Annotated in this window: 17 protein-coding genes; 4 read left to right on the top strand and 13 right to left on the bottom strand. The window is 73.1% G+C overall.

What is annotated here, in order from left to right:
• Positions 1 to 17: 17 nt before the first annotated feature.
• Positions 18 to 1,676, top strand: coding sequence for a protein kinase (locus ABZ854_RS05955; protein WP_361204894.1), 1,659 nt, complete (start codon positions 18 to 20; stop codon positions 1,674 to 1,676).
• A gap of 164 nt (positions 1,677 to 1,840) precedes the next feature.
• Here ABZ854_RS05955 and ABZ854_RS05950 read toward each other — a convergent pair whose 3' ends face one another.
• Positions 1,841 to 2,377, bottom strand: a complete 537-nt coding sequence (locus ABZ854_RS05950) for a bacterial proteasome activator family protein (protein WP_361204892.1) — start codon at positions 2,375 to 2,377, stop codon at positions 1,841 to 1,843.
• 176 nt (positions 2,378 to 2,553) lie between these two features.
• Here ABZ854_RS05950 and ABZ854_RS05945 point away from each other — a divergent pair, with 176 nt between their 5' ends.
• Complete coding sequence (locus ABZ854_RS05945; RefSeq protein WP_361204889.1) at positions 2,554 to 3,261, top strand: hypothetical protein; 708 nt, start codon at positions 2,554 to 2,556, stop codon at positions 3,259 to 3,261.
• A gap of 46 nt (positions 3,262 to 3,307) precedes the next feature.
• On the opposite strand, the gene ABZ854_RS05940 is transcribed toward ABZ854_RS05945, so the two are convergent.
• The 7 genes from ABZ854_RS05940 to pdhA form a co-directional block, all read right to left on the bottom strand.
• Positions 3,308 to 4,288, bottom strand: coding sequence for an NAD(P)H-quinone oxidoreductase (locus ABZ854_RS05940; protein ID WP_361204886.1), 981 nt, complete (start codon positions 4,286 to 4,288; stop codon positions 3,308 to 3,310).
• Between the two features lie 47 nt (positions 4,289 to 4,335).
• Complete coding sequence (locus ABZ854_RS05935) at positions 4,336 to 5,433, bottom strand: potassium channel family protein (protein WP_361204883.1); 1,098 nt, start codon at positions 5,431 to 5,433, stop codon at positions 4,336 to 4,338.
• Entirely contained in the window at positions 5,430 to 6,815 is a 1,386-nt protein-coding gene (locus tag ABZ854_RS05930; protein ID WP_361204880.1) for a molybdopterin molybdotransferase MoeA, read from the bottom strand. The genes ABZ854_RS05935 and ABZ854_RS05930 overlap by 4 nt, the downstream gene beginning before the upstream one ends.
• Entirely contained in the window at positions 6,812 to 7,684 is an 873-nt protein-coding gene (locus tag ABZ854_RS05925) for an NTP transferase domain-containing protein (RefSeq protein ID WP_361205178.1), read from the bottom strand. Before ABZ854_RS05925 ends, ABZ854_RS05930 begins: the two co-directional genes overlap by 4 nt.
• A 103-nt stretch (positions 7,685 to 7,787) precedes the next feature.
• Entirely contained in the window at positions 7,788 to 9,203 is a 1,416-nt protein-coding gene (locus ABZ854_RS05920; protein ID WP_361204877.1) for a dihydrolipoamide acetyltransferase family protein, read from the bottom strand.
• Complete coding sequence (locus ABZ854_RS05915; RefSeq protein ID WP_361204874.1) at positions 9,203 to 10,207, bottom strand: alpha-ketoacid dehydrogenase subunit beta; 1,005 nt, start codon at positions 10,205 to 10,207, stop codon at positions 9,203 to 9,205. The genes ABZ854_RS05920 and ABZ854_RS05915 overlap by 1 nt, the downstream gene beginning before the upstream one ends.
• Entirely contained in the window at positions 10,204 to 11,367 is a 1,164-nt protein-coding gene (pdhA, locus tag ABZ854_RS05910) for a pyruvate dehydrogenase (acetyl-transferring) E1 component subunit alpha (protein WP_361204871.1), read from the bottom strand. The genes ABZ854_RS05915 and pdhA overlap by 4 nt, the downstream gene beginning before the upstream one ends.
• Positions 11,368 to 11,557: 190 nt before the next feature.
• Between pdhA and ABZ854_RS05905 the strand changes: the two genes are divergently transcribed.
• Positions 11,558 to 12,043: an Lrp/AsnC family transcriptional regulator gene (locus tag ABZ854_RS05905; RefSeq protein WP_361205175.1), complete on the top strand. Its 486-nt coding sequence runs from the start codon at positions 11,558 to 11,560 to the stop codon at positions 12,041 to 12,043.
• A gap of 50 nt (positions 12,044 to 12,093) precedes the next feature.
• Here ABZ854_RS05905 and ABZ854_RS05900 read toward each other — a convergent pair whose 3' ends face one another.
• On the bottom strand, positions 12,094 to 12,681 hold the full coding sequence (locus tag ABZ854_RS05900) for a TetR/AcrR family transcriptional regulator (protein WP_361204868.1): 588 nt from the start codon (positions 12,679 to 12,681) through the stop codon (positions 12,094 to 12,096).
• Complete coding sequence (locus ABZ854_RS05895) at positions 12,678 to 14,192, bottom strand: 3-hydroxyacyl-CoA dehydrogenase (RefSeq protein ID WP_361204865.1); 1,515 nt, start codon at positions 14,190 to 14,192, stop codon at positions 12,678 to 12,680. Before ABZ854_RS05895 ends, ABZ854_RS05900 begins: the two co-directional genes overlap by 4 nt.
• A 160-nt stretch (positions 14,193 to 14,352) precedes the next feature.
• Here ABZ854_RS05895 and paaN point away from each other — a divergent pair, with 160 nt between their 5' ends.
• Positions 14,353 to 16,044 carry a phenylacetic acid degradation protein PaaN gene (gene paaN / locus ABZ854_RS05890; protein ID WP_361204862.1) on the top strand — a complete coding sequence of 564 codons (1,692 nt, stop codon included), beginning with the start codon at positions 14,353 to 14,355 and terminating at the stop codon, positions 16,042 to 16,044.
• A 48-nt stretch (positions 16,045 to 16,092) separates the two neighbouring features.
• Here the strand turns inward: paaN and ABZ854_RS05885 are convergent, their stop codons facing one another.
• From ABZ854_RS05885 to ABZ854_RS05875, 3 genes are read right to left on the bottom strand one after another with little or no spacing between them, the layout of a single operon-like run.
• Positions 16,093 to 16,842: a TrmH family RNA methyltransferase gene (locus tag ABZ854_RS05885; RefSeq protein ID WP_361204859.1), complete on the bottom strand. Its 750-nt coding sequence runs from the start codon at positions 16,840 to 16,842 to the stop codon at positions 16,093 to 16,095.
• Positions 16,839 to 18,056, bottom strand: coding sequence for an HTTM domain-containing protein (locus ABZ854_RS05880; protein WP_361204856.1), 1,218 nt, complete (start codon positions 18,054 to 18,056; stop codon positions 16,839 to 16,841). The genes ABZ854_RS05885 and ABZ854_RS05880 overlap by 4 nt, the downstream gene beginning before the upstream one ends.
• Complete coding sequence (locus ABZ854_RS05875; protein WP_361204853.1) at positions 18,053 to 18,751, bottom strand: DUF5819 family protein; 699 nt, start codon at positions 18,749 to 18,751, stop codon at positions 18,053 to 18,055. Before ABZ854_RS05875 ends, ABZ854_RS05880 begins: the two co-directional genes overlap by 4 nt.
• Between the last annotated feature and the right edge of the window lie 71 nt (positions 18,752 to 18,822).

Here is an 18,822-nt window from a genome sequence, read left to right as displayed (position 1 = left end):
ATGGGGGATGCGGAGACATGAGCCAGGACGGCGCACAGGGCCGGTACGCGGGGCGGGCGCTGGCCGGCGGCCGCTACCAGCTGCGCGACTTGCTCGGCGAGGGCGGCATGGCATCGGTGCACCTGGCGTACGACGCCGTGCTCGACCGTCAGGTCGCGGTCAAGACACTGCACACGGAACTCGGCCGGGAACAGGCCTTCCGTGAGCGCTTCCGCCGCGAGGCGCAGGCCGTGGCCAAGCTCACGCACACCAACATCGTCTCCGTCTTCGACACCGGCGAGGACGATCTGGACGGCATGACGACGCCGTACATCGTCATGGAGTACATCGAGGGCCGCCCGCTGGGCTCCGTTCTCGACGAGGACATCCGGCAGCACGGCGCCATGCCCGCCGACCAGGCGCTCAAGGTCACCGCCGACGTGCTGGCCGCGCTGGAGATCAGCCACGAGATGGGGCTGGTCCACCGCGACATCAAGCCCGGCAACGTGATGATGACCAAGCGCGGCGTGGTCAAGGTGATGGACTTCGGCATCGCGCGTGCCATGCAGTCCGGCGTCACCTCGATGACCCAGACCGGCATGGTCGTCGGCACCCCGCAGTACCTGTCGCCCGAGCAGGCCCTCGGCCGGGGCGTGGACGCCCGCTCCGACCTGTACTCGGTCGGCATCATGCTGTTCCAGCTGGTCACCGGGCGGCTGCCGTTCGAGGCGGACTCCCCGCTGGCGATCGCGTACGCGCACGTGCAGGAGGAGCCGGTCGCGCCCTCCTCGATCAACCGCGCGCTGCCTCCGGCGGTGGACGCGCTGGTCGCCCGCGCGCTCAAGAAGAACCCGAACGAGCGTTTCCCGACCGCCGAGTCCATGCGCGACGAGTGCCTGCGCGTCGCGGCGTCCTTCCAGGCGGCCCCGCCGAGCATCGTGCCGGGCGCCCCGCAGACGCAGAGCGGTTCCGGCGTGGGTTCCGCGGTGTTCCCGCCGGTCGACCAGGCGACCCCGGCCCCGACCGGCCCGGTCCAGACGCCGTACCAGCCGACGCCCGCGCCGAACCCGTACGGCACACCCGCACCGAACCCGTACGGCACGCCGGCGCCGGCCTACGGCTACCCCCAGCAGGGCGGCTACCAGACGCCGGCCGGGGGGTACGGGCAGCAGGGGGCCTCGACCCCGCCGCCGTACAACATCACGCCCCAGACGCCCCCGCCGTCGTCCGGCTCGGGTGGCGGCAAGAGCAACAAGCCGGTGATCATCGGCTCGATCGTGGTGTCCGTCGTCGCGGTCGTCGGCCTGATCGCCGCGCTGACGCTGAACGGCGGCGGCAGCGACGACAAGGCGGACAAGGGTGGCCCGAGCACCTCGGCGTCCCCGGCTCACAAGCCGGGCTACCGCGGGCCGGACGAGTCCAAGACGATCGAGAAGTCCGACTGCACGGAGCCGGAGGAGTCGTACGACGACCCGAAGAAGATCCAGCTGCCGGACTTCCAGTTCAAGAACATCAAGTCGGTCAAGGCGTGCTTCCAGGCGGCGGGCTGGGAGATGAAGGAGATCCACGTCGACGAGAACACGTACGGCGAGGGGACGGTCATGGAGCAGTTCCCCGCCGCGGAGACGGATCTCGACCCGCAGAAGATGCCGACCATCCAGCTCAAGGTGTCGACGGGCAACCCGGCGACCGGCTGAACGCGATGACCGGCTGAACGCGTGACCGGGCGGCCCATTGACCGGCGCGAGGCCGTCGGCCGGCGCGAGGCCGTCGGCCGGCTGAACGGCCGGCGCGTGAGGAGCGTATGAAGGAGGGCCCGGCGGGAGACCGCCGGGCCCTTCGCGCTGGTGGTGAACGGAAACTACAGGTAGGGCCCACCGGAACGGCCGCCCGCGCGCGGGTCGCCGTCGTCCTCGTGGACCGCGCCCGGCGGCAGCGCCCGGCGCATCTGCTCCAGCTGCGCCCGCGCCGCCATCTGCTGCGCGAACAGCGTGGTCTGGATGCCGTGGAACAACCCTTCCAGCCAGCCCACCAACTGGGCCTGGGCGATCCGCAGTTCCGCGTCGCTCGGGGTGCCCTCGTCGGTGAACGGCAGGGAGAGCCGCTCCAGTTCCTCGACCAGCTCCGGCGCCAGGCCGTCCTCCAGCTCCTTCACGGAGCTGGCGTGGATCTCCTTCAGCCGGACCCGGCTGGCCTCGTCCAGAGGCGCCGCCCGCACCTCCTCCAGAAGCTGCTTGATCATGCTGCCGATCCGCATGACCTTCGCCGGCTGTTCCACCTGTTCCGTCACCGGGGTCTCGCGGGAGTCCTCGTCCCCGCCGCCGAGCGCCATGCCGTCCTGGCCCACGACGAGGATCTGCGGGTTCTCCGGCGATCTATCGTTCCTCGGCATCTCCATGCCGCCATTCTCTCGCACCCGTATACCTCACCACCGTGGTGCCCCCTCGTGGGAGTGATCCACCGTGCGAACCCGACGGCGTAATTCAAAATGCCCTGTTCGTCCTCACATGTGACGCTGGATTTCTTCGATTTCTCCGTCGGCCATCGCCGACTGGGTTCCGGGAGGTCACCGACGTGACTCCATGGCGACGACTCGTGCTCCGCCACGTACGGCCGCTGCTCGCACTCGGGGCGGTCCTCGCGGTACTCCTGCCGGTGTACGGCACGGCCACGGCGTACGGCGCCGAACCCGGCACCACCGGCTCGACCGCGTCCGCCGCGCGCTCCTCGGACGGGCACTCCTCGGACGAGCATGCAGTCGGCCGTAGCCGGCCGGCGGGCCGGGACCGGTCGGCCCGGCACCCCACCGAGCGGCCGGCCCGCACCGCACACCCGGAGGCCACCGACTCCGCGTCCGACCGGTCGGCCCGCGTCGCGCCCCTGTCGGCCTCCGACCCGGCCTCTCCGTCGGCCCCGGCCGAACCGTCCCAGGCCGGCAGCCTGGCCGGGGTGGGGCGCGAGCGGCCGGGGCGGCCCGACGGGCCCGCCGACGAGGTCGAAGGCGACGACCCGGACGACACCGGTGACGCGGAGGCCACCGTCCCCGAGGACCCGGACACCGCCGACACCCCGGACGGGACAGCGGCGGCCTCCCTGCCGCCCGAGGAAGCCGGGCTGGCCCCCGCGACTCCCCTGCTGCCCGCCGCACCGCACGCCGTCCAGCAGGGGCAGGGCGGCGGGGCGGCACCGACCCTGCGGATCCTGCCCCTGGGCAGCGGCCTCGTCCTCATCGGCCTCGGCCTGGCCCTGGCGTTCCTGGGCCTGCGGGCCCGCCGGGGCTGAGCGCCGCCGGCAGACCCCTGGTCACGACAGGCCCACCCGCCGGGCGCTACGGCGCGACCAGCAGCACCTTGCCGATGTGCCCGCTCGCCTCCACCAGCCGGTGCGCCTCGGCGGCGTCCGGCATCGGCAGCTCGCGGTCGACGACGGGACGGACGTGCCCGGCGGCCAGCAGCGGCCACACGTGTTCGCGTACGGCCGCCACGATCGACGCCTTCTCACCCAGCGGGCGTGCCCGCAGCGAGGTCGCGCTGATGGCGGCCCGCTTGGTGAGCAGCGCACCGATGTTCAGCTCACCCTTGGCGCCGCCCTGCATGCCGATGATCGCGAGCCGGCCGCTGACGGCGAGCGTCTGGATGTTGCGGTCGAGGTACTTGGCGCCCATGTTGTCGAGGATGACGTCGGCGCCGGCTCCGTCCGTGGCCTGCTCGATCTCGGCGACGAAGTCCTGCTCGCGGTAGTTGACGAGCACGTCCGCGCCGAGCTGGGCGCAGTACTCCAGCTTCTCCTTCGTCCCCGCCGTCACCGCGACCTTGGCGCCGACGGCCTTGGCGAGCTGGATCGCCATGGTGCCGATCCCGCTGGACCCGCCGTGCACGAGCAGCGTCTCCCCCGGGCGCAGGTGGGCGATCATGAAGACGTTGGACCAGACGGTGCTCACCACTTCGGGCAGCGCCGCGGCGTGCCGGAGGTCGACGCCGTCGGGCACGGGCAGCAGCTGACCTGCCGGAACGGCGACCTTCTGGGCGTATCCGCCGCCCGAGAGCAGGCCGCACACCTCGTCGCCGACGGCCCAGCCGGAGACGCCGGGGCCGAGCGCGGCGATCCGGCCGGAGCACTCCAGGCCGGGGTAGGGGGACGCGCCGGGCGGCGGGTTGTAGAAGCCCTGGCGCTGCAGGATGTCGGCACGGTTGACGGCGCTGGCCACCACCTCGACCAGCACCTCGCCCTCGCCGGGTACCGGATCGGGAACCTCGTCCCACACCAGCGCCTCGGGACCACCAGGTTCGGGAATCGTGATCGCATACATGCCGGCGACGCTACTCCGCGCCGGTGGCGGCCGGTCGGCAGGCCCGCTCAGTCCCGCGGCAGGGGGCGGGTGTCGGGGGTGACGGGGGTACCGGGGGTCATGCGGACGATGGTGATCAGCCGGTCCGTCAACTGGAGGGTGCCGACGGCCGGATCGTCGTAACCGAGCACGCGGTGCCCGCGGACGACGCTCACCACCAGGTCGTCGGTCTCGCGCGGCGCCTTGCCCGCCTCGGCGCGGACGACGGGGCGTTCGACGATGTCCAGGCCGCTGCCCTGCTGGATGAGGTCCTCCATCACCATGCCGGCGGCGGGGCTGAGGACGGACAGGCCGAGCAGCCGGCCCGCGGCGCTGGCGCTGGTGATGACGGCGTCGGCGCCGGACTGCCGGAGCAGCGGCGCGTTTTCCTCCTCGCGGACGGTGGCGACGATCTTGGCGCTGCGGTTGAGCTGCCGGGCCGTCAGGCTGACGAGGACGGCGGTGTCGTCGCGCTGCGTGGCGACGATGATCTGCCGTGCCCGGTGCACCTCGGCTCGTTTGAGGACCTCGCTCCGGGTGCCGTCGCCTATGACGCCCGCGTAGCCCTCATTCGTCGCCGCGTCGATGGCCTTGGAACTGGGGTCGACCACGACGACCTGCTCCTTGCGCAGGCCGGTCGCGCAGACGGTCTGGATGGCGGACCGGCCCTTGGTGCCGAAGCCGATGACGACGGTGTGGTCGCGCAAGGTGGACCTCCAGCGGGTCACGCGCCATTCCTCCCGGGTGCGTTCGGTGAGGACCTCCAGCGTGGTGCCGACCAGGATGATCAGGAACAGCACGCGCAGGGGGGTGATGACGAGGATGTTGGTCAGCCGGGCGCCGTCGCTGACCGGGGTGATGTCGCCGTATCCGGTGGTGGAGAGGGTGACGGTGGCGTAGTAGAACGCGTCGAGGAGGTCGACGGGCCCGTCGGAGCTGTCGCGGTAGCCGTCGTGGTCGGCGTAGACGACGAACGCGGTGGCCAGCAGCACCAGCAGGGCCATAAGGAGCCGTTTGACGACCTGGCGGACGGGACGCTCCACCACTTTCCTCGGGAGTTTCACCCGATGGGTCACCAGATGTTCGTCCGCCTGGCGGGCGATGGCGTCATGGCCCGGAAGTTTCACGTGAAACACACCCCGATTCCGGCGGCCGCCCACGGCAGGTCCAGCAGCTCCGTCTCCTCACCCTGCCGGGCGCCGCCCGGGGGTACGACGGCCAGCGCGTCGGCGGCGGCGATTCCGCGCAGCATGGCCGGGCCGTTGTAGTGCAGCGGAACGGCGTCGTCGCCGCGCAGCACCACGGGGACGAGCCGGGTGTCGTACGGGTGTCCGTGCACGGCCTCCTTGAGCGGCAGCGTGTACGGCTCCGGGGCGGGGTGGGCGGCAAGGGTCCGAAGCAGGGGCTCGGCGAGCGTGAGCAGGCCGGAGACGGCCGCGAGCGGGTTGCCGGGCAGGCCGACCAGGTGCTGGTCCTCCTTGGTGCGGGCCAGCAGCATGGGGTGGCCGGGGCGCACCTTCACACCGTCGACGAGCAGCTCGGCGCCGATGCGTTCCAGGGTGGGGTGCACGTGGTCGACGGGTCCGGCGGCGGTTCCGCCGGTGGTGATGACGAGATCGGCCGTGGAGCCGGTGACGGCCGTCTGGAGGGCCTTGGCGTCATCTCCCAGCCGGCGTACGGCGGTCACCTCGGCGCCCATCGCACGCAGCCAGGGCGGCAGCATCGGGCCGAGCGCGTCCCGGATCAGCCCGTCGTGCGGCTGTCCCTCGGTCAACAGTTCGTCGCCCAGGACCAGGACCTCGACGCGGGGGCGGGGTACGGCGGTGAGCGTGTCGTATCCGGCAGCCGCGGCCAGGCCGAGGACGGCGGGGGTGACGAGGGTGCCGACGGGCAGCAGTTGGTCGCCGGTGCGGCACTCCTGGCCGCGCGGGCGGATGTCCTGACCGTGGCCGGCGTCCCTGGTGGGGTGCAGACGGCCCTTGGCGTCGAGGCGGCCGTGCTCGCTGCGCAGGACGGCGGTGGTCTCGGCCGGGACGCGGGCGCCGGTGGCGATGCGCACGGCCTCGCCGTCGGTGAGCGGGTCGGGCTGCGCGTGCCCGGCGAGGATGCCCTCGTCCCGGACCCGCCAGGGGGCCGGTCCGGAGACCGCCCAGCCGTCCATCGCGGAGGTGTCGAACGAGGGCAGGTCGGTGAGCGCGTCGAGGGGGGCGGCCAGGACGAGGCCGAGTGCGTCGGCGAGCGCGACGGAGACGGGTGGCCGGCGCGGTCCTGAGCGGGCCGCGCGGGCGGCGACGTCCCGGGCCCGGGGCCAGGCGGTGGCCTGATGGCGGTCGCCCCGGTGGCCGCCCCTGTGATCGCCCTGGTGCTCGCTCCCGTGGTCGCCACGCGGGGCGGGGGGGTGCCCGGCGGCGCTGTCGTCCTTGCGTTCCCGCACGAGGGCGAGGGCCTCCTCGACATCGAGGTCGTCGGTGTCCGCGGACGCTCCGGCCCGGGTTCCGGGGGCGGTCATCCGGCGTCCGGGCCGCTGGGGCCCCCTTCGTTCTCTTCCTCCCAGCGCAGGGCCAGCGCGGCGGCCTTGCGGGCGGCCTCGGTGACCGCCTCGGGGCCTCCCTGGCCCCGGGCGGCGGCGTAGCCGACGAGGAAGGTGGTCAGTGGGGCGGCGGGGCGGGCGACGCCGTGCGCCGCGTCGCGGGCCAGGTCGAGGAGGACGCCTGTGTCGACGTCCAGGTCGATGCCCAGTTCGTCCTTGACTGCGGAGATCCATTCATCCAACACGTGCCCATGCTCCCTGATGCGTGCCCTGGCGTCGGCGATGTCGTCCCAGGTGTCGCAGTCGAAGGACGCGAGGGGGTCCGGGACGCGGGTGAGGTGGAGGGCGCCGGTCAGCCTGCGCAGGGGGAGGCCGGTCAGGCCGCCCGGCGCGGCGGCGAGTGCCGTCAGCTCGCGGCGCAGCGCGGCGGTGCGGTAGGCGGCGACGAGCGGCTGGTCGCGTCCGTCGGCGTCGGTGAGCAGCGCGCCGTCGGCGCCGGTGTCCCCCAGGGCCGTCAACAGCCGTCGCAGGGTGGCGGCTTCGAGGAACGGCAGGTCGGCGGAGAGTACGACGGCGTGCTCGGCGGTGGTGTGCCGCAGTCCGGCGTCCAGCGCGGCGACGGGTCCGGCGCCGGGCGGCTCCTCGCGCGCCCAGCGCACCGGGCGGGCGGTGGGCCGGGGGCCGGCCACGACGACGGTCGTGGCCGCGTCGGCGCAGGCCGCGAGCACGCGGTCGAGCAGCGGGCGGCCGCCGACCCGCACGGCCGGTTTGTCGGCGCCACCGAGCCGCCGGGCGGCACCGCCGGCCAGCACGACGGCGTCGTACGGCGCGGCGGGCCCGGAGCCCACGAGGGCGGCCGGGGCTGCCGTGGCGGCCGGGCCGTCCAGGGCGGTGGGGGCGGTGTCGGTCACCCCCCGAGTATGTCCTCTCGGCCGGTGTTATTTGAATGGGTCACAGAGTGCGCAGCAGCACCGCCGGCTGTTCCACGCAGTCCGCCACGTACCTCAGGAAGCCGCCGGCCGTGCCGCCGTCGCACACCCGGTGGTCGAAGGTGAGGGAGAGCTGGACGCCCTGCCGGACGGCCAGCTCGCCCTCGTGCACCCACGGCTTGGGAATGATGCGGCCGACGCCGAGCATCGCGGCCTCGGGGTGGTTGATGATCGGCGTGGAGCCGTCGACGCCGAACACGCCGTAGTTGTTCAACGTGAAGGTGCCGCCGGTGAGTTCCCCGGGGGTCAGGGTTCCGGTGCGGGCGGCCTCGGTGAGCCGGGCGAACTCCGCGGTCAGCGACTCGGCGTCACGCGCGTGGGCGTCCCGGACCACCGGGACCACGAGCCCGCGCTCGGTCTGCGCGGCGAACCCGAGGTGTACGTGGTCGAGTTGGACGACCTCGCGGGCCTCGGTGTCGACGTAGGAGTTCAGCTCGGGGAAGCGGGCCAGGGCGGCGGTGCAGACGCGGGCGAGCAGCGCGAGGAGGGAGATCTTCGGCGCTCCGGCGGCGTTCATGGCGGTCCGCGCGCGCATGAGTTCCGTGGCGTCGGCGTCGACCCAGCAGGTGGCGTCCGGGATCTCCCGGCGGCTGCGGGAGAGTTTGTCGGCCACGGCACCGCGCACGCCCTTGAGGGGGACGCGCAGTCCGCCGCGGTCCGCGCCGCCGCCGCGGACGGCCGGGGCCGGTGCGAGGGCCACGGGGGTGGGCGTGGCGTCCTTGGCGCGCAGGGCGCCCTCGACGTCGGCCCGCAGGATCAGCCCGTCGGGGCCGGATCCGGACAGCCGGCGCAGGTCCAGGCCGCCCTCGCGGGCGAGCCGCCGTACCAGCGGGGAGATCACCGGCACCGGGCCGTCGGCGAACGCCGAAGCGGGCGCGGGAGCCGGGGCGGGCGCGGTCACGCGCGCGTGTGGCGCGGGAGCGGCGGGTTCGGGCCGATGCGAGGGGCCCGTCCTCGGGCCGGACGTGCCGTTCCGCGGAACGGTGGCGTCCCGGTCGGGCGCGTCGTCGCGGCGGGTCGGGCCCGCCGTCGTGGTCCGGACCCGGCGGCGCCGGGCCGCGGGGGCCTGGGTGCCGTAGCCGACGAGCACGTTGCCGGACCCCTCCGAGTCGCCGTCCGCCACGGTGGCTGACTCGCCGACCGCGACCGTCAGCAGCGGGGCTCCGACGGGCAGTTCGGTGCCCTCCTCGCCGAAGCGGGCGGTGACCACGCCGCCGTACGGGCAGGGGACCTCGACCATCGCCTTGGCCGTCTCGACCTCGACGACCGGCTGGTCGACGACGACCACGTCACCGACCTGCACCAGCCAGCGGACGATCTCCGCCTCGGTCAGGCCCTCCCCGAGGTCGGGGAGCTTGAACTCCAGCACCTGTGCCATCAGCTCTCGGCCTCCCACTGCAGACGCGCGACGGCGTCCAGGATGCGGTCGACGCCGGGCAGGTGGTGCCGCTCCAGCATCGGCGGCGGATAGGGGATGTCGAATCCGGCCACGCGCAGCACGGGTGCCTCCAGGTGGTGGAAGCAGCGCTCGGTGACACGGGCCGTGATCTCGCCGCCCGGCCCGCCGAACCCGGTCGACTCGTGGACGACGACGGCCCGGCCGGTACGCCGTACGGAGGCGCAGACCGTCTCGTCGTCGAACGGCACCAGGGAGCGCAGGTCGACGACCTCCAGGTCCCAGCCCTCCGCCTGCGCGGCCTCGGCGGCCTCCAGGCAGACGGGGACGGACGGGCCGTAGGTGATCAGCGTGGCGCTGCGGCCGGTCCGCCGGACCACTGCCCGCCCGATGGGCTCGACCTCGGTGGGGTGCTCGGGGTTCCAGGAGTCCTTCGACCAGTACAGCCGCTTGGGCTCCAGGAAGACCACCGGGTCGTCGGAGGCGATGGCCTCGCGCAGCATCCCGTAGGCGTCGGCGATGGTCGCGGGCGTGACCACGTGCAGGCCCGGGGTGGCCATGTAGTAGGCCTCGGAGGAGTCGCTGTGATGCTCGACGCCGCCGATTCCGCCGCCGTAGGGGATGCGGACGGTGATCGGCAGGGGCATCTTGCCGCGGGTGCGGTTGCGCATCCGGGACACGTGGCTGACTAGCTGCTCGAACGCCGGGTAGGCGAAGGCGTCGAACTGCATCTCGACGACCGGGCGCAGGCCGTACATGGCCATGCCGACGGCGGCGCCGAGGATGCCGGCCTCGGCCAGCGGGGTATCGGTGCAGCGGTCCTCGCCGAACTCCTTGGCGAGTCCGTCGGTGACCCGGAAGACGCCGCCGAGCGTGCCGACGTCCTCGCCCATGACGTGCACGGTGGGGTCGGCGGCCATCGCGTCGCGCAGCGCGCGCGTGAGGGCCTGCGCCATGGTGGCGGGCTTGACGGCGACGGTGGTCATCGCAGGTCGCCTTCCTGGTCGTCCAGGTCGCCCTGGTCGTCGTGCTCGGCCTCCAGCTCGGCGCGCAGCAGGGCGCGCTGCTCGCGCAGTTGCGCGGTGGTCTCGGCGTACACGTGGTCGAAGAGGTCCATCGGGTTCAGTTCGGCGTCCCGGTTCATGCGCGCGCGCAGGTCGGCCGCCATCGCCTCGGCGTCCTCGCGGGCGGCCGCGATGCCGCTCTCGTCGAGCAGCCCGCGCTCGGTCAGTTCGCGTTCCAGCAGCTGGACCGGGTCGTGGTCGCGCCAGGCGTCGACCTCGCCGTCGCCCCGATAGCGGGTTGCGTCGTCGGCGTTGGTGTGGGCGTCGATGCGGTACGTCACGGCCTCGATCAGGGTCGGGCCGCCGCCCGCGCGCGCGTGGCGCACGGCGTCGCCGATGACCTCGTACATGGCGGCGGCGTCGTTGCCGTCGACCAGCCGGCCCGGCATGCCGTAGCCGACGGCCTTGTGGGCGAGGGAGGGGGCGGCGGTCTGCTTGGCCAGCGGGACGGAGATGGCGAAGCCGTTGTTCTGCACGAGGAAGACGACCGGCGCCTGCCACACGGCGGCGAAGTTCAGCGCCTCGTGGAAGTCGCCCTCGCTGGTGCCGCCGTCGCCGATCATGGCGAGCGCGACGACGTCGTCGCCCTTGAGGCGGGCGGCGTGCGCGAGACCGACGGCGTGCGGGAGCTGCGTGGCCAGCGGGGTGCTGAGCGGCGCCACCCGGTGCTCGTGCGGGTCGTAGCCGGTGTGCCAGTCGCCGCGCAGCAGCGTGAGGGCCTCGACCGGGTCCACGCCGCGGGCGACGACCGCGAGGGTGTCGCGGTAGCTGGGGAACAGCCAGTCGCGCTCCTCCAGGGCCATCGCGGCGGCGACCTCGCAGGCCTCCTGGCCGGTGGTGGAGGGGTAGACGGCAAGCCGGCCCTGCTTGGTCAGCGCGGTGGCCTGCGCGTTGTAGCGGCGGCCGCGCACCAGCTGGGCGTAGAGCCTGCGCAGCAGGTCCGGGTCGGCCTTGCCGGCCGCCTCGGTGCCGAGGACGCGGTAGGGCTCGGCGTCGGGCAGCAGCGGCGCGGGGTCCATGCGGGGCTGCCAGGCGGGCGGCGGCGCGGGCCGGTATCCGCCTCGCTGCTCCATGACCGTCATGACGGCACCTCCTCGGGGGAGTGGCTACGGGAGGCGCGTCGACTGTGAGGCGCCTCACCTACCGATTGTTCGGTCGTCGGCACATTTTGGCTACAGGCACCGCCAGGCTGTGGACAAACGGTTCTCCACAGCCTGGAATGAACGCAGGACGTCCACGGCGGTGAAGCGGGGGGACATGGCACCTGAACAAATGGCCGGAGGACCGGACGACGACGCCCTGCTGCCGGCGCCGCGCCCGCTGGATTCCATCGACCAGGACATCCTGAAGATCCTGCAGTCGGACGGCCGCGCCTCGATACGGTCCGTGGCCGAACGGGTGCACGTCTCGCGCGCGAACGCGTACGCGCGCATCAACCGGCTCGTCGAGGACGGGGTGATCCGGGGCTTCGGCGCCCGCGTCGACCACGAGCGGGCCGGCCACGGCACGTCGGCGTACATCACCCTGAAGATCGTCCAGAACACCTGGCGCACGGTCCGCGAGCAGCTGCGCCAGCTGCCCGGCGCCTCCCACATCGCCCTGGTGGGCGGCGACTTCGACGTGCTGCTCCTGGTGCACACGCCCGACAACCGGGCGCTGCGCGAGGTGGTGCTGACCCGGCTCCAGGCGCTCCCCGAGGTGCTGAGCACGCGCACGCTGCTGGTGTTCGAGGAGGAGGACCTGGAGCCGGAGGACTGAGCCGGGAGTGCCGCGCGGGGTGCGGTGCGCCTCCCGGGGTGTGGTGCGGCTCAGTCCCGCCGCAGACCGGAGAACACCAGCCGTACGACCGCGTCGGCCACCTCGCGCTCACCGGCGCCCCGCGTGTCCGGGCGGTACCACTCCACAATGGAGTTGACCATTCCGAAGACCAGCCGGGTGGCCAGCCGCACCTCCACGTCGGCGCGCACGTCACCCTCGGCGGCCGCCGCGCTCAGCAGCTCGGCGACCCGGTGGTCGAAGTCGCGGCGCCGCTCCAGCGCCCACCGCTCGGTGTCGGTGTTGCCCCGCACGCGCAGCAGCAGCGTCACATAGGGCAGCTCGGTCATGAGCACCTCGACCATGCGGCGGACGACGTACTCCAGCCGGTCCGCGGGGCGCCCCACGCGCGCGTGTTCCTCGCCGAGGATGCCGAAGAGGCCGTCCAGCGCCCGGCTGACGGCGCGGCGCAGCAGCTCCTCCTTGCCGCTGACGTGGTGGTAGATCGACGACTTGGAGATGCCGGCCGCCTTGGACAGGTGCTCCATGGAGGTACCGTCGTAGCCACGCTCGTTGAAGACCCGGACGGCGACCGTGAGCAGCGTCTCCGGGGTGTAGGTGTCCCGCCGGGCCGTGGTCATGAGGTGCCCTCCCGCTTCTCGGAGGCGTAGGCGTGCCGGTACAGCGCCAGGGAGGGCGCGTAGCGGCCGGAGGGGTCGCGCTCGTGCAGCTCGTCCAGCACCCCGCAGGCCCAGCCGCGGCCGAGCGAGCGACTCCACTCGAAGGGGCCGAGCGGGTAGTTGACGCCGAGCCGCATAGCGGTGTCGATGTCCTCCTCGGTGGCGACGCCCTTGGCGACGGCGTCGTGCGCGAGGTCGATGATCCGGGCGACCGTACGGGCGACGATCATGCCGGGGACGTCCCCGATCACGCTGACGTCCTTGCCGAGCGCCTGGAAGAGCCCGACGGCCTCGGCGAGGGTCTGCGGGGAGGTGTCCTGGGAGGCGGACAGGGCGACACGGGTGGCCTTGCGGTAGTCGAGGGCGAGGTCGAAGTAGACGACGTCCCGGAACTCCACGGAGGTCTGGCCGTCGGCGAGGACCAGCTGGCCGCCGCTGGGCAGCACCAGACGGGTGCCGTGGTCCTCGTCGTCCTCACGGACCTGGATGCCGGCCTCCCGGATCAGCGTGAGCAGCTGGCCGGCGGGCTCCAGGGTGCCCTCGGCGATCACGTAGGCGGGCGGCTGCTCCTTGTCGGCGGTGTGCGGTTCGGGCCGCTCGGCGCCGTCCGCGTGGTCGTACCAGCCGTGCCCGGACTTGCGGCCGAGCCGGCCGGACTCGACGAGCCGGCGCTGGGCGAGGGAGGGCGTGAAGCGGACGTCCTGGAAGAAGGACTGCCACACCGAGTGGGTGACGGACTCGTTGACGTCCTGCCCGATGAGGTCCGTCAGCTCGAACGCGCCCATCCTGAAGCCGCCGCACTCGCGCAGGACGGCGTCGATGGTGGCCGGGTCGGCGCCCTGGGCCTCGTACACGGCGAACGCCTCGGCGTAGAAGGGCCGGGCGATCCGGTTGACGATGAAGCCGGGGGTGTCCGCGCAGGCCACCGGTGTCTTGCCCCAGGTACGGGCCATCTCGTACGCGCGCGTGGCCGACGTGACGTCGGTGGCGAACCCGGAGACGACCTCGACCAGCGGCAGCAGCGGGGCCGGGTTGAAGAAGTGCAGGCCGACGAAGCGGCCGGGGTTGCGCAGGGCGCCGCCGATCGCCGTCACCGACAGCGAGGAGGTGTTGGTGGCGAGCAGGCAGTCGTCGGAGACGATCTCCTCCAGCTCGCGGAAGAGCTGCTGCTTGACGTCCAGGCGCTCCAGGACGGCCTCGACGACCAGCGTGCAGTCCGCCAGCTCGACGAGGCTGTCCGCGGGCGTGAGGCGGGCGCGGGCCGCGTCCCGGTCGGCGCCGGTGAGCCGGTCCTTGGCCACGAGCCGGTCCAGGCGGGCGCCGATGGCGTCGGCCGCCTGGCGGGCCCGCCCGGGGACGGCGTCGTAGAGCCGCACCGGGTGGCCGGCGACCAGCGCGACCTGGGCGATGCCCTGGCCCATGGTGCCGGTGCCGACGACGGCCACGGGGCTGCTGAGGTCAGGAGCTGTCATGTGCGCGATCCTCCCGCACGGGGTTTTCCACAGATGCGGCGGACCCCCTTGTACCGACCGATCGTTCGGTTACTCTAGCCCTGTCCGCCTGTTCCTGCCTCTGTTTCCGCGCAGGTCGTGAACTCGACGAAGAGTTCTTCAGACGAGGAGTTGGTCCCGCATGGCCGCCGAACTGACCGCGCACGAGCTGATCGCCAAGCACCGGCCCACACTCGACCAGGCCCTGGAAGCGATCCGCACGCGCGCGTACTGGTCCCCGCACCCCGAGCACCCCAAGGCGTACGGCGAGAACGGCAGCCTGGACGCGGCGGCCGGCAAGGCCGCCTTCGACGCCCTGCTGGGCACCCGCCTCGACCTCGGCCAGCCCGGCACTGACGACTGGGTGGGCGGCGAGCGCTCCCCGTACGGCATCGACCTGGACGTCAGCTACCCGCACGCCGACCTGGACGTGCTGCTGCCCGCCATGAAGGCCGGACAGCGCGCCTGGCGGGACGCGGGCGCCGAGACCCGCGCCGTGGTCTGCGTGGAGATCCTCAAGCGGATCAGCGACCGGACGCACGAGTTCGCGCACGCGGTCATGCACACCAGCGGCCAGGCCTTCATGATGGCGTTCCAGGCGGGCGGCCCGCACGCCCAGGACCGCGGCCTGGAAGCGGTGGCGTACGCGTACGTGGAGCAGGTGCGCACGCCCGACGCGGCGGAGTGGACCAAGCCGCAGGGCAAGCGCGACCCGCTGGCCCTGACCAAGCAGTTCACGCCCGTCCCGCGCGGCATCGGCCTGGTCATCGGCTGCAACACCTTCCCGACCTGGAACGGCTACCCGGGCCTGTTCGCCTCCCTGGCCACCGGCAACGCGGTCCTGGTCAAGCCCCACCCGCGCGCGGTGCTGCCGCTCGCGCTCACCGTGCAGGTCGCCCGGCAGGTGCTGACCGAGGCCGGCTTCGACCCGAACCTGGTCGCGCTGGCCGCCGAGCGCCCCGGCGAGGGCATCGCCAAGACGCTCGCCACCCGCCCCGAGATCAGGATCATCGACTACACCGGTTCGACGTCCTTCGGCGACTGGCTGGAGGCCAACGCCCGCCAGGCGCAGGTCTACACCGAGAAGGCCGGCGTCAACACGGTGATCGTGGAGTCCACGAACGCCTACAAGGGGATGCTCTCCAACCTGGCGTTCTCGCTGTCCCTGTACAGCGGCCAGATGTGCACCACCCCGCAGAACCTGCTCATCCCGCGCGACGGCATCCGCACCGACGAGGGCCCCAAGACCTTCGACGAGGTGACCGCGGACATCGCCCGCGCGGTCGACGGCCTGCTCGGCGACGACGCCCGCGCCAACGCCCTGCTGGGCGCCATCGTCAACCCGGACGTGAAGTCCCGCCTGGAGGCGGCGGCCGGGCTCGGCGAGGTCGCCCTCGCCTCCCGCGAGATCGCCAACCCGGAGTTCCCGGACGCCGTCGTGCGCACACCCGTCCTGGTCAAGCTGGACGGGGCCAAGCCCGACGACGAGGCCGCCTACATGAGCGAGTGCTTCGGCCCGGTCTCCTTCGCCGTCGCCGTCGACTCGGTCGGTGACGCGATCGAGCTGCTGCGCCGCACGGTCCGCGAAAAGGGCGCGATGACGGTCGGGGCGTACACCAGCGACGCCGAGGTCGAGCAGGCCGTCCAGGAGGTGTGCCTGGAGGAGGCCGCCCAGCTCTCGCTCAACCTGACCGGCGGGGTGTACGTGAACCAGACCGCCGCCTTCTCCGACTTCCACGGCTCGGGCGGCAACCCGGCGGCGAACGCGGCCCTCTGCGACGGCGCGTTCGTGGCGAACCGCTTCCGGGTCGTCGAGGTCCGCCGGGAGGCGTGAGGCCACCGAGGGCGCGAGCCCTCCGAGGGGCGCGCGGGCGCGCGCCCCTCACGGAGCGGCGTGCGCCCCCGCGCTCCAGTGGTACAGCGTCATCGCCACGCTGGTGGCGAGGTTGTAGCTGGAGACCTGGGGGCGCATGGGCAGTGCCAGCAGCTGGTCGGCACGCGCGCGCAGCCCGGCCGACAGGCCGCTGCGCTCGGAGCCGAACGCGAGGAGAGCGTCGTCGGGCAGCTTCACGCCCCGGATGTCCTCGCCCTCGGGATCCAGCGCGTACAGCGGTCCCGGCGGCAGCTCGTCGACGGCGAGCCGCTCCACGGCGGTGGCGAAGTGCAGCCCGGCCCCGCCACGCACCACGGTGGAGTGCCAGGGGTCGATCGTGCCGGTGGTGATCACGCCGGTCGCCCCGAAGCCGGCGGCCAGCCGGATGACAGCCCCGGCGTTGCCCAGGTTGCGCGGCTCGTCCAGGACGACGACGGGCGCGGTGCGCGGCAGGCGCGCCAGCATCCGCAGATGGCCCTCCCGGGACGGCCGTACGGCGAGCGCGGCCACGCCGGTCGGGTGCGGACGCGGGACGAGCGAGGCGTACGTCGTCTCCGGCACCTCGGCGAGCAGCGCGTCCAGCGCCCGCGTGAGGTCCGGCGCCAGTTCACCGGCGAGGGCGAGTGTGGCCCGCCGGTCGGTGGTGACCGCCACCGGGATCTCGGCGCCGAAGCGCAGCGCGTGCTTGAGGGCGTGGAAGCCGTCGAGCAGCACGGCTCCGCCGGCGCGCTCGCGCCAGCGGCTCACGGGGTCGGTCATGCGGTGAAGCCTACGTGGCTGGGCTCGTCCTCCTGCGAGACGCGGGGTGCCGGCACCGCGGACGAGTGCGGCCCGGACCTGCCGAACCGCCCGCACGCGCGTACCGCCCGCTCGCCCACCTTCTTCAGGAAGGACGTCGGCAGGAAGACGGAGTCGGCCGCGATCATCGCCAGCGAGAAGAAGGGCAGCCCGAGGACGACCGCGATCACGGCGTGCTCGGTCATCATCAGCACCAGCAGGACGTTCTTGACCCGGCGGTTGAACAGCGTGAACGGGAAGGCGACCTGCACCAGGACCGTCCCGTAGGTCACCAGCATGACCATGGCGCCGCTGCTGGACATCAGGTCCGCGAGACCCGGCCAGGGGGAGAAGTAGTCCAGGTGGAGCGGGTAGTAGACGGCGGTGCCGTCCTGCCAGCGCGAGCCCTGGATCTTGTACCAGCCGGCGGTGGCGTAGATCAGGCACGCCTCCGCCATGATTACCAGCAGGGCGCCGTTGTGCACGACGTCGGCGATCACGTCGAGCAGCACCTGGGGCTCCCGCGCCCGCGGCCGGCGCCGCACGGCCCACCACAGGGCGAGTCCCACCCAGACCGTCCACATCAGCACCGGTACCAGCCGGCCGTGGTCCAGCCGGCCGGTCAGGGTCACCACGCCGAGCGCCAGGCCGAGCACCGCCCACAGCACCAATCCGACCCGGTCGGCGGGAACCCGTTCCCCACGCGCGCGTGCCGCCCGCGCACGGGCCTCCCGGCGCGCGTCGAGGGACCACACCTGCCCGCAGCGCGTGAAGACCAGGTAGAGGGACATGATGTGCAGGACGTTGTCACCGCCGTCGCCGACGAAGACGCTGCGGTTCTGCAGCGAGAGCACACCGACCATGAACAGCACGGAGGCGGTGCGGGTGCGCCAGCCGAGCAGCAGCAGGACGCTCGCGAGGATCGCCAGCAGGTAGAAGCACTGGAACCAGGCCTGCCCGTCGTACCAGAGCAGGGCCGTGAAGGCGTGGTTGTCGCCGGTCAGCCGCCCGGCGAGCGCGGGGCTCCACGGGCTGTCGGGTCCGTACAGCTCCTGCCGGTGCGGGAACTCCCGCAGCAGGAACAGCAACCAGGTCGCGGCGAACCCGATGCGGACCACGGCGGTCTGGTACGGCCCGAGGGCCGACCCGGTGACCCGGGCGATGCCGCGCGACAAGGACAGGGAGACGCTGTTCACCGCACACCTCCGGCGGCCTCGTCGGCGGGCACCGTCCACCAGGAGAGCACCCGGTAGACGGGGCTGGTGGAGATCCGCTCACCGCTCCAGTCCGGCGGCGCCACGTTGGTGGTGCTGGAGCGGACCTGGACGCGCGCGATGACGCCCTTCTTCTTGATCGCGTCCACCCCGCACAGCCGCATGACGACGATCCGGCGCACGTACTGCTCCGAGAGCGAGCCGCGCAGCCCGACCGGCTTGTTGTCGGTGCTGTGCGTGCTGACCAGGAAGTCCCAGGCCCGCCGCAGCTCGTTCTGCTGGGTGTGGCTGGGGAGCGGATTGCCATCGATCTTCGCGCCGTCCTGCGCGGACAGGTCGTACCAGCCCGTGGTGCTCACCCCGCCGTCCCTCGCCCGCACCTGCGCGCGCACCTGGACGTCGACGTTCTGCTGCAGCGGGTTGGGCGCGAACAGCTTCCAGTTCTGCTCGAACTCGGGGAAGACCCATTCGTCGATGGCCTTCCCGTGCGCCTTCGACACGGTGTTCGCGGGCGCGACGCTCAGGAACACCATCGCCAGATGCGCGCAGGCGGCGACGGCCACGACCGCGAGGGCGAGCGCGGCGACGACCTGGTAACGACGGGAGAGGGCGGCCACACCGGTACGGGGAGCGGCGGCCTCCGGCATCCCGGGCTCCGGCGCCCCGGGCTCACGCACCCTGGCCTCCGGTACGCCGGGGGCCGGGAGCGGCGCTGCCGAGGCCCCCTCGGATCCGGGTTCCGCGGGGC

It is taken from the genome of Streptomyces sp. NPDC047028 (genome assembly GCF_040644095.1).
GTDB lineage: Bacteria > Actinomycetota > Actinomycetes > Streptomycetales > Streptomycetaceae > Streptomyces.
Note: the sequence above shows the minus strand (reverse complement) of the source record. Positions and strands in the feature narration are given on the sequence as shown.

What these genes read in the sequence shown, in the direction of transcription:
- ABZ854_RS05955 (WP_361204894.1), top strand. Translation starts at nt 18, where the DNA reads ATGAGCCAGGACGGCGCACAGGGCCGGTACGCGGGGCGGGCGCTGGCC.
- ABZ854_RS05950 (WP_361204892.1), bottom strand. Translation starts at nt 2,377, where the DNA reads ATGGAGATGCCGAGGAACGATAGATCGCCGGAGAACCCGCAGATCCTC.
- ABZ854_RS05940 (WP_361204886.1), bottom strand. Translation starts at nt 4,288, where the DNA reads ATGTATGCGATCACGATTCCCGAACCTGGTGGTCCCGAGGCGCTGGTG.
- ABZ854_RS05930 (WP_361204880.1), bottom strand. Translation starts at nt 6,815, where the DNA reads ATGACCGCCCCCGGAACCCGGGCCGGAGCGTCCGCGGACACCGACGAC.
- ABZ854_RS05920 (WP_361204877.1), bottom strand. Translation starts at nt 9,203, where the DNA reads ATGGCACAGGTGCTGGAGTTCAAGCTCCCCGACCTCGGGGAGGGCCTG.
- ABZ854_RS05915 (WP_361204874.1), bottom strand. Translation starts at nt 10,207, where the DNA reads ATGACCACCGTCGCCGTCAAGCCCGCCACCATGGCGCAGGCCCTCACG.
- pdhA (WP_361204871.1), bottom strand. Translation starts at nt 11,367, where the DNA reads ATGACGGTCATGGAGCAGCGAGGCGGATACCGGCCCGCGCCGCCGCCC.
- ABZ854_RS05905 (WP_361205175.1), top strand. Translation starts at nt 11,558, where the DNA reads ATGGCCGGAGGACCGGACGACGACGCCCTGCTGCCGGCGCCGCGCCCG.
- ABZ854_RS05900 (WP_361204868.1), bottom strand. Translation starts at nt 12,681, where the DNA reads ATGACCACGGCCCGGCGGGACACCTACACCCCGGAGACGCTGCTCACG.
- ABZ854_RS05895 (WP_361204865.1), bottom strand. Translation starts at nt 14,192, where the DNA reads ATGACAGCTCCTGACCTCAGCAGCCCCGTGGCCGTCGTCGGCACCGGC.
- paaN (WP_361204862.1), top strand. Translation starts at nt 14,353, where the DNA reads ATGGCCGCCGAACTGACCGCGCACGAGCTGATCGCCAAGCACCGGCCC.
- ABZ854_RS05885 (WP_361204859.1), bottom strand. Translation starts at nt 16,842, where the DNA reads ATGACCGACCCCGTGAGCCGCTGGCGCGAGCGCGCCGGCGGAGCCGTG.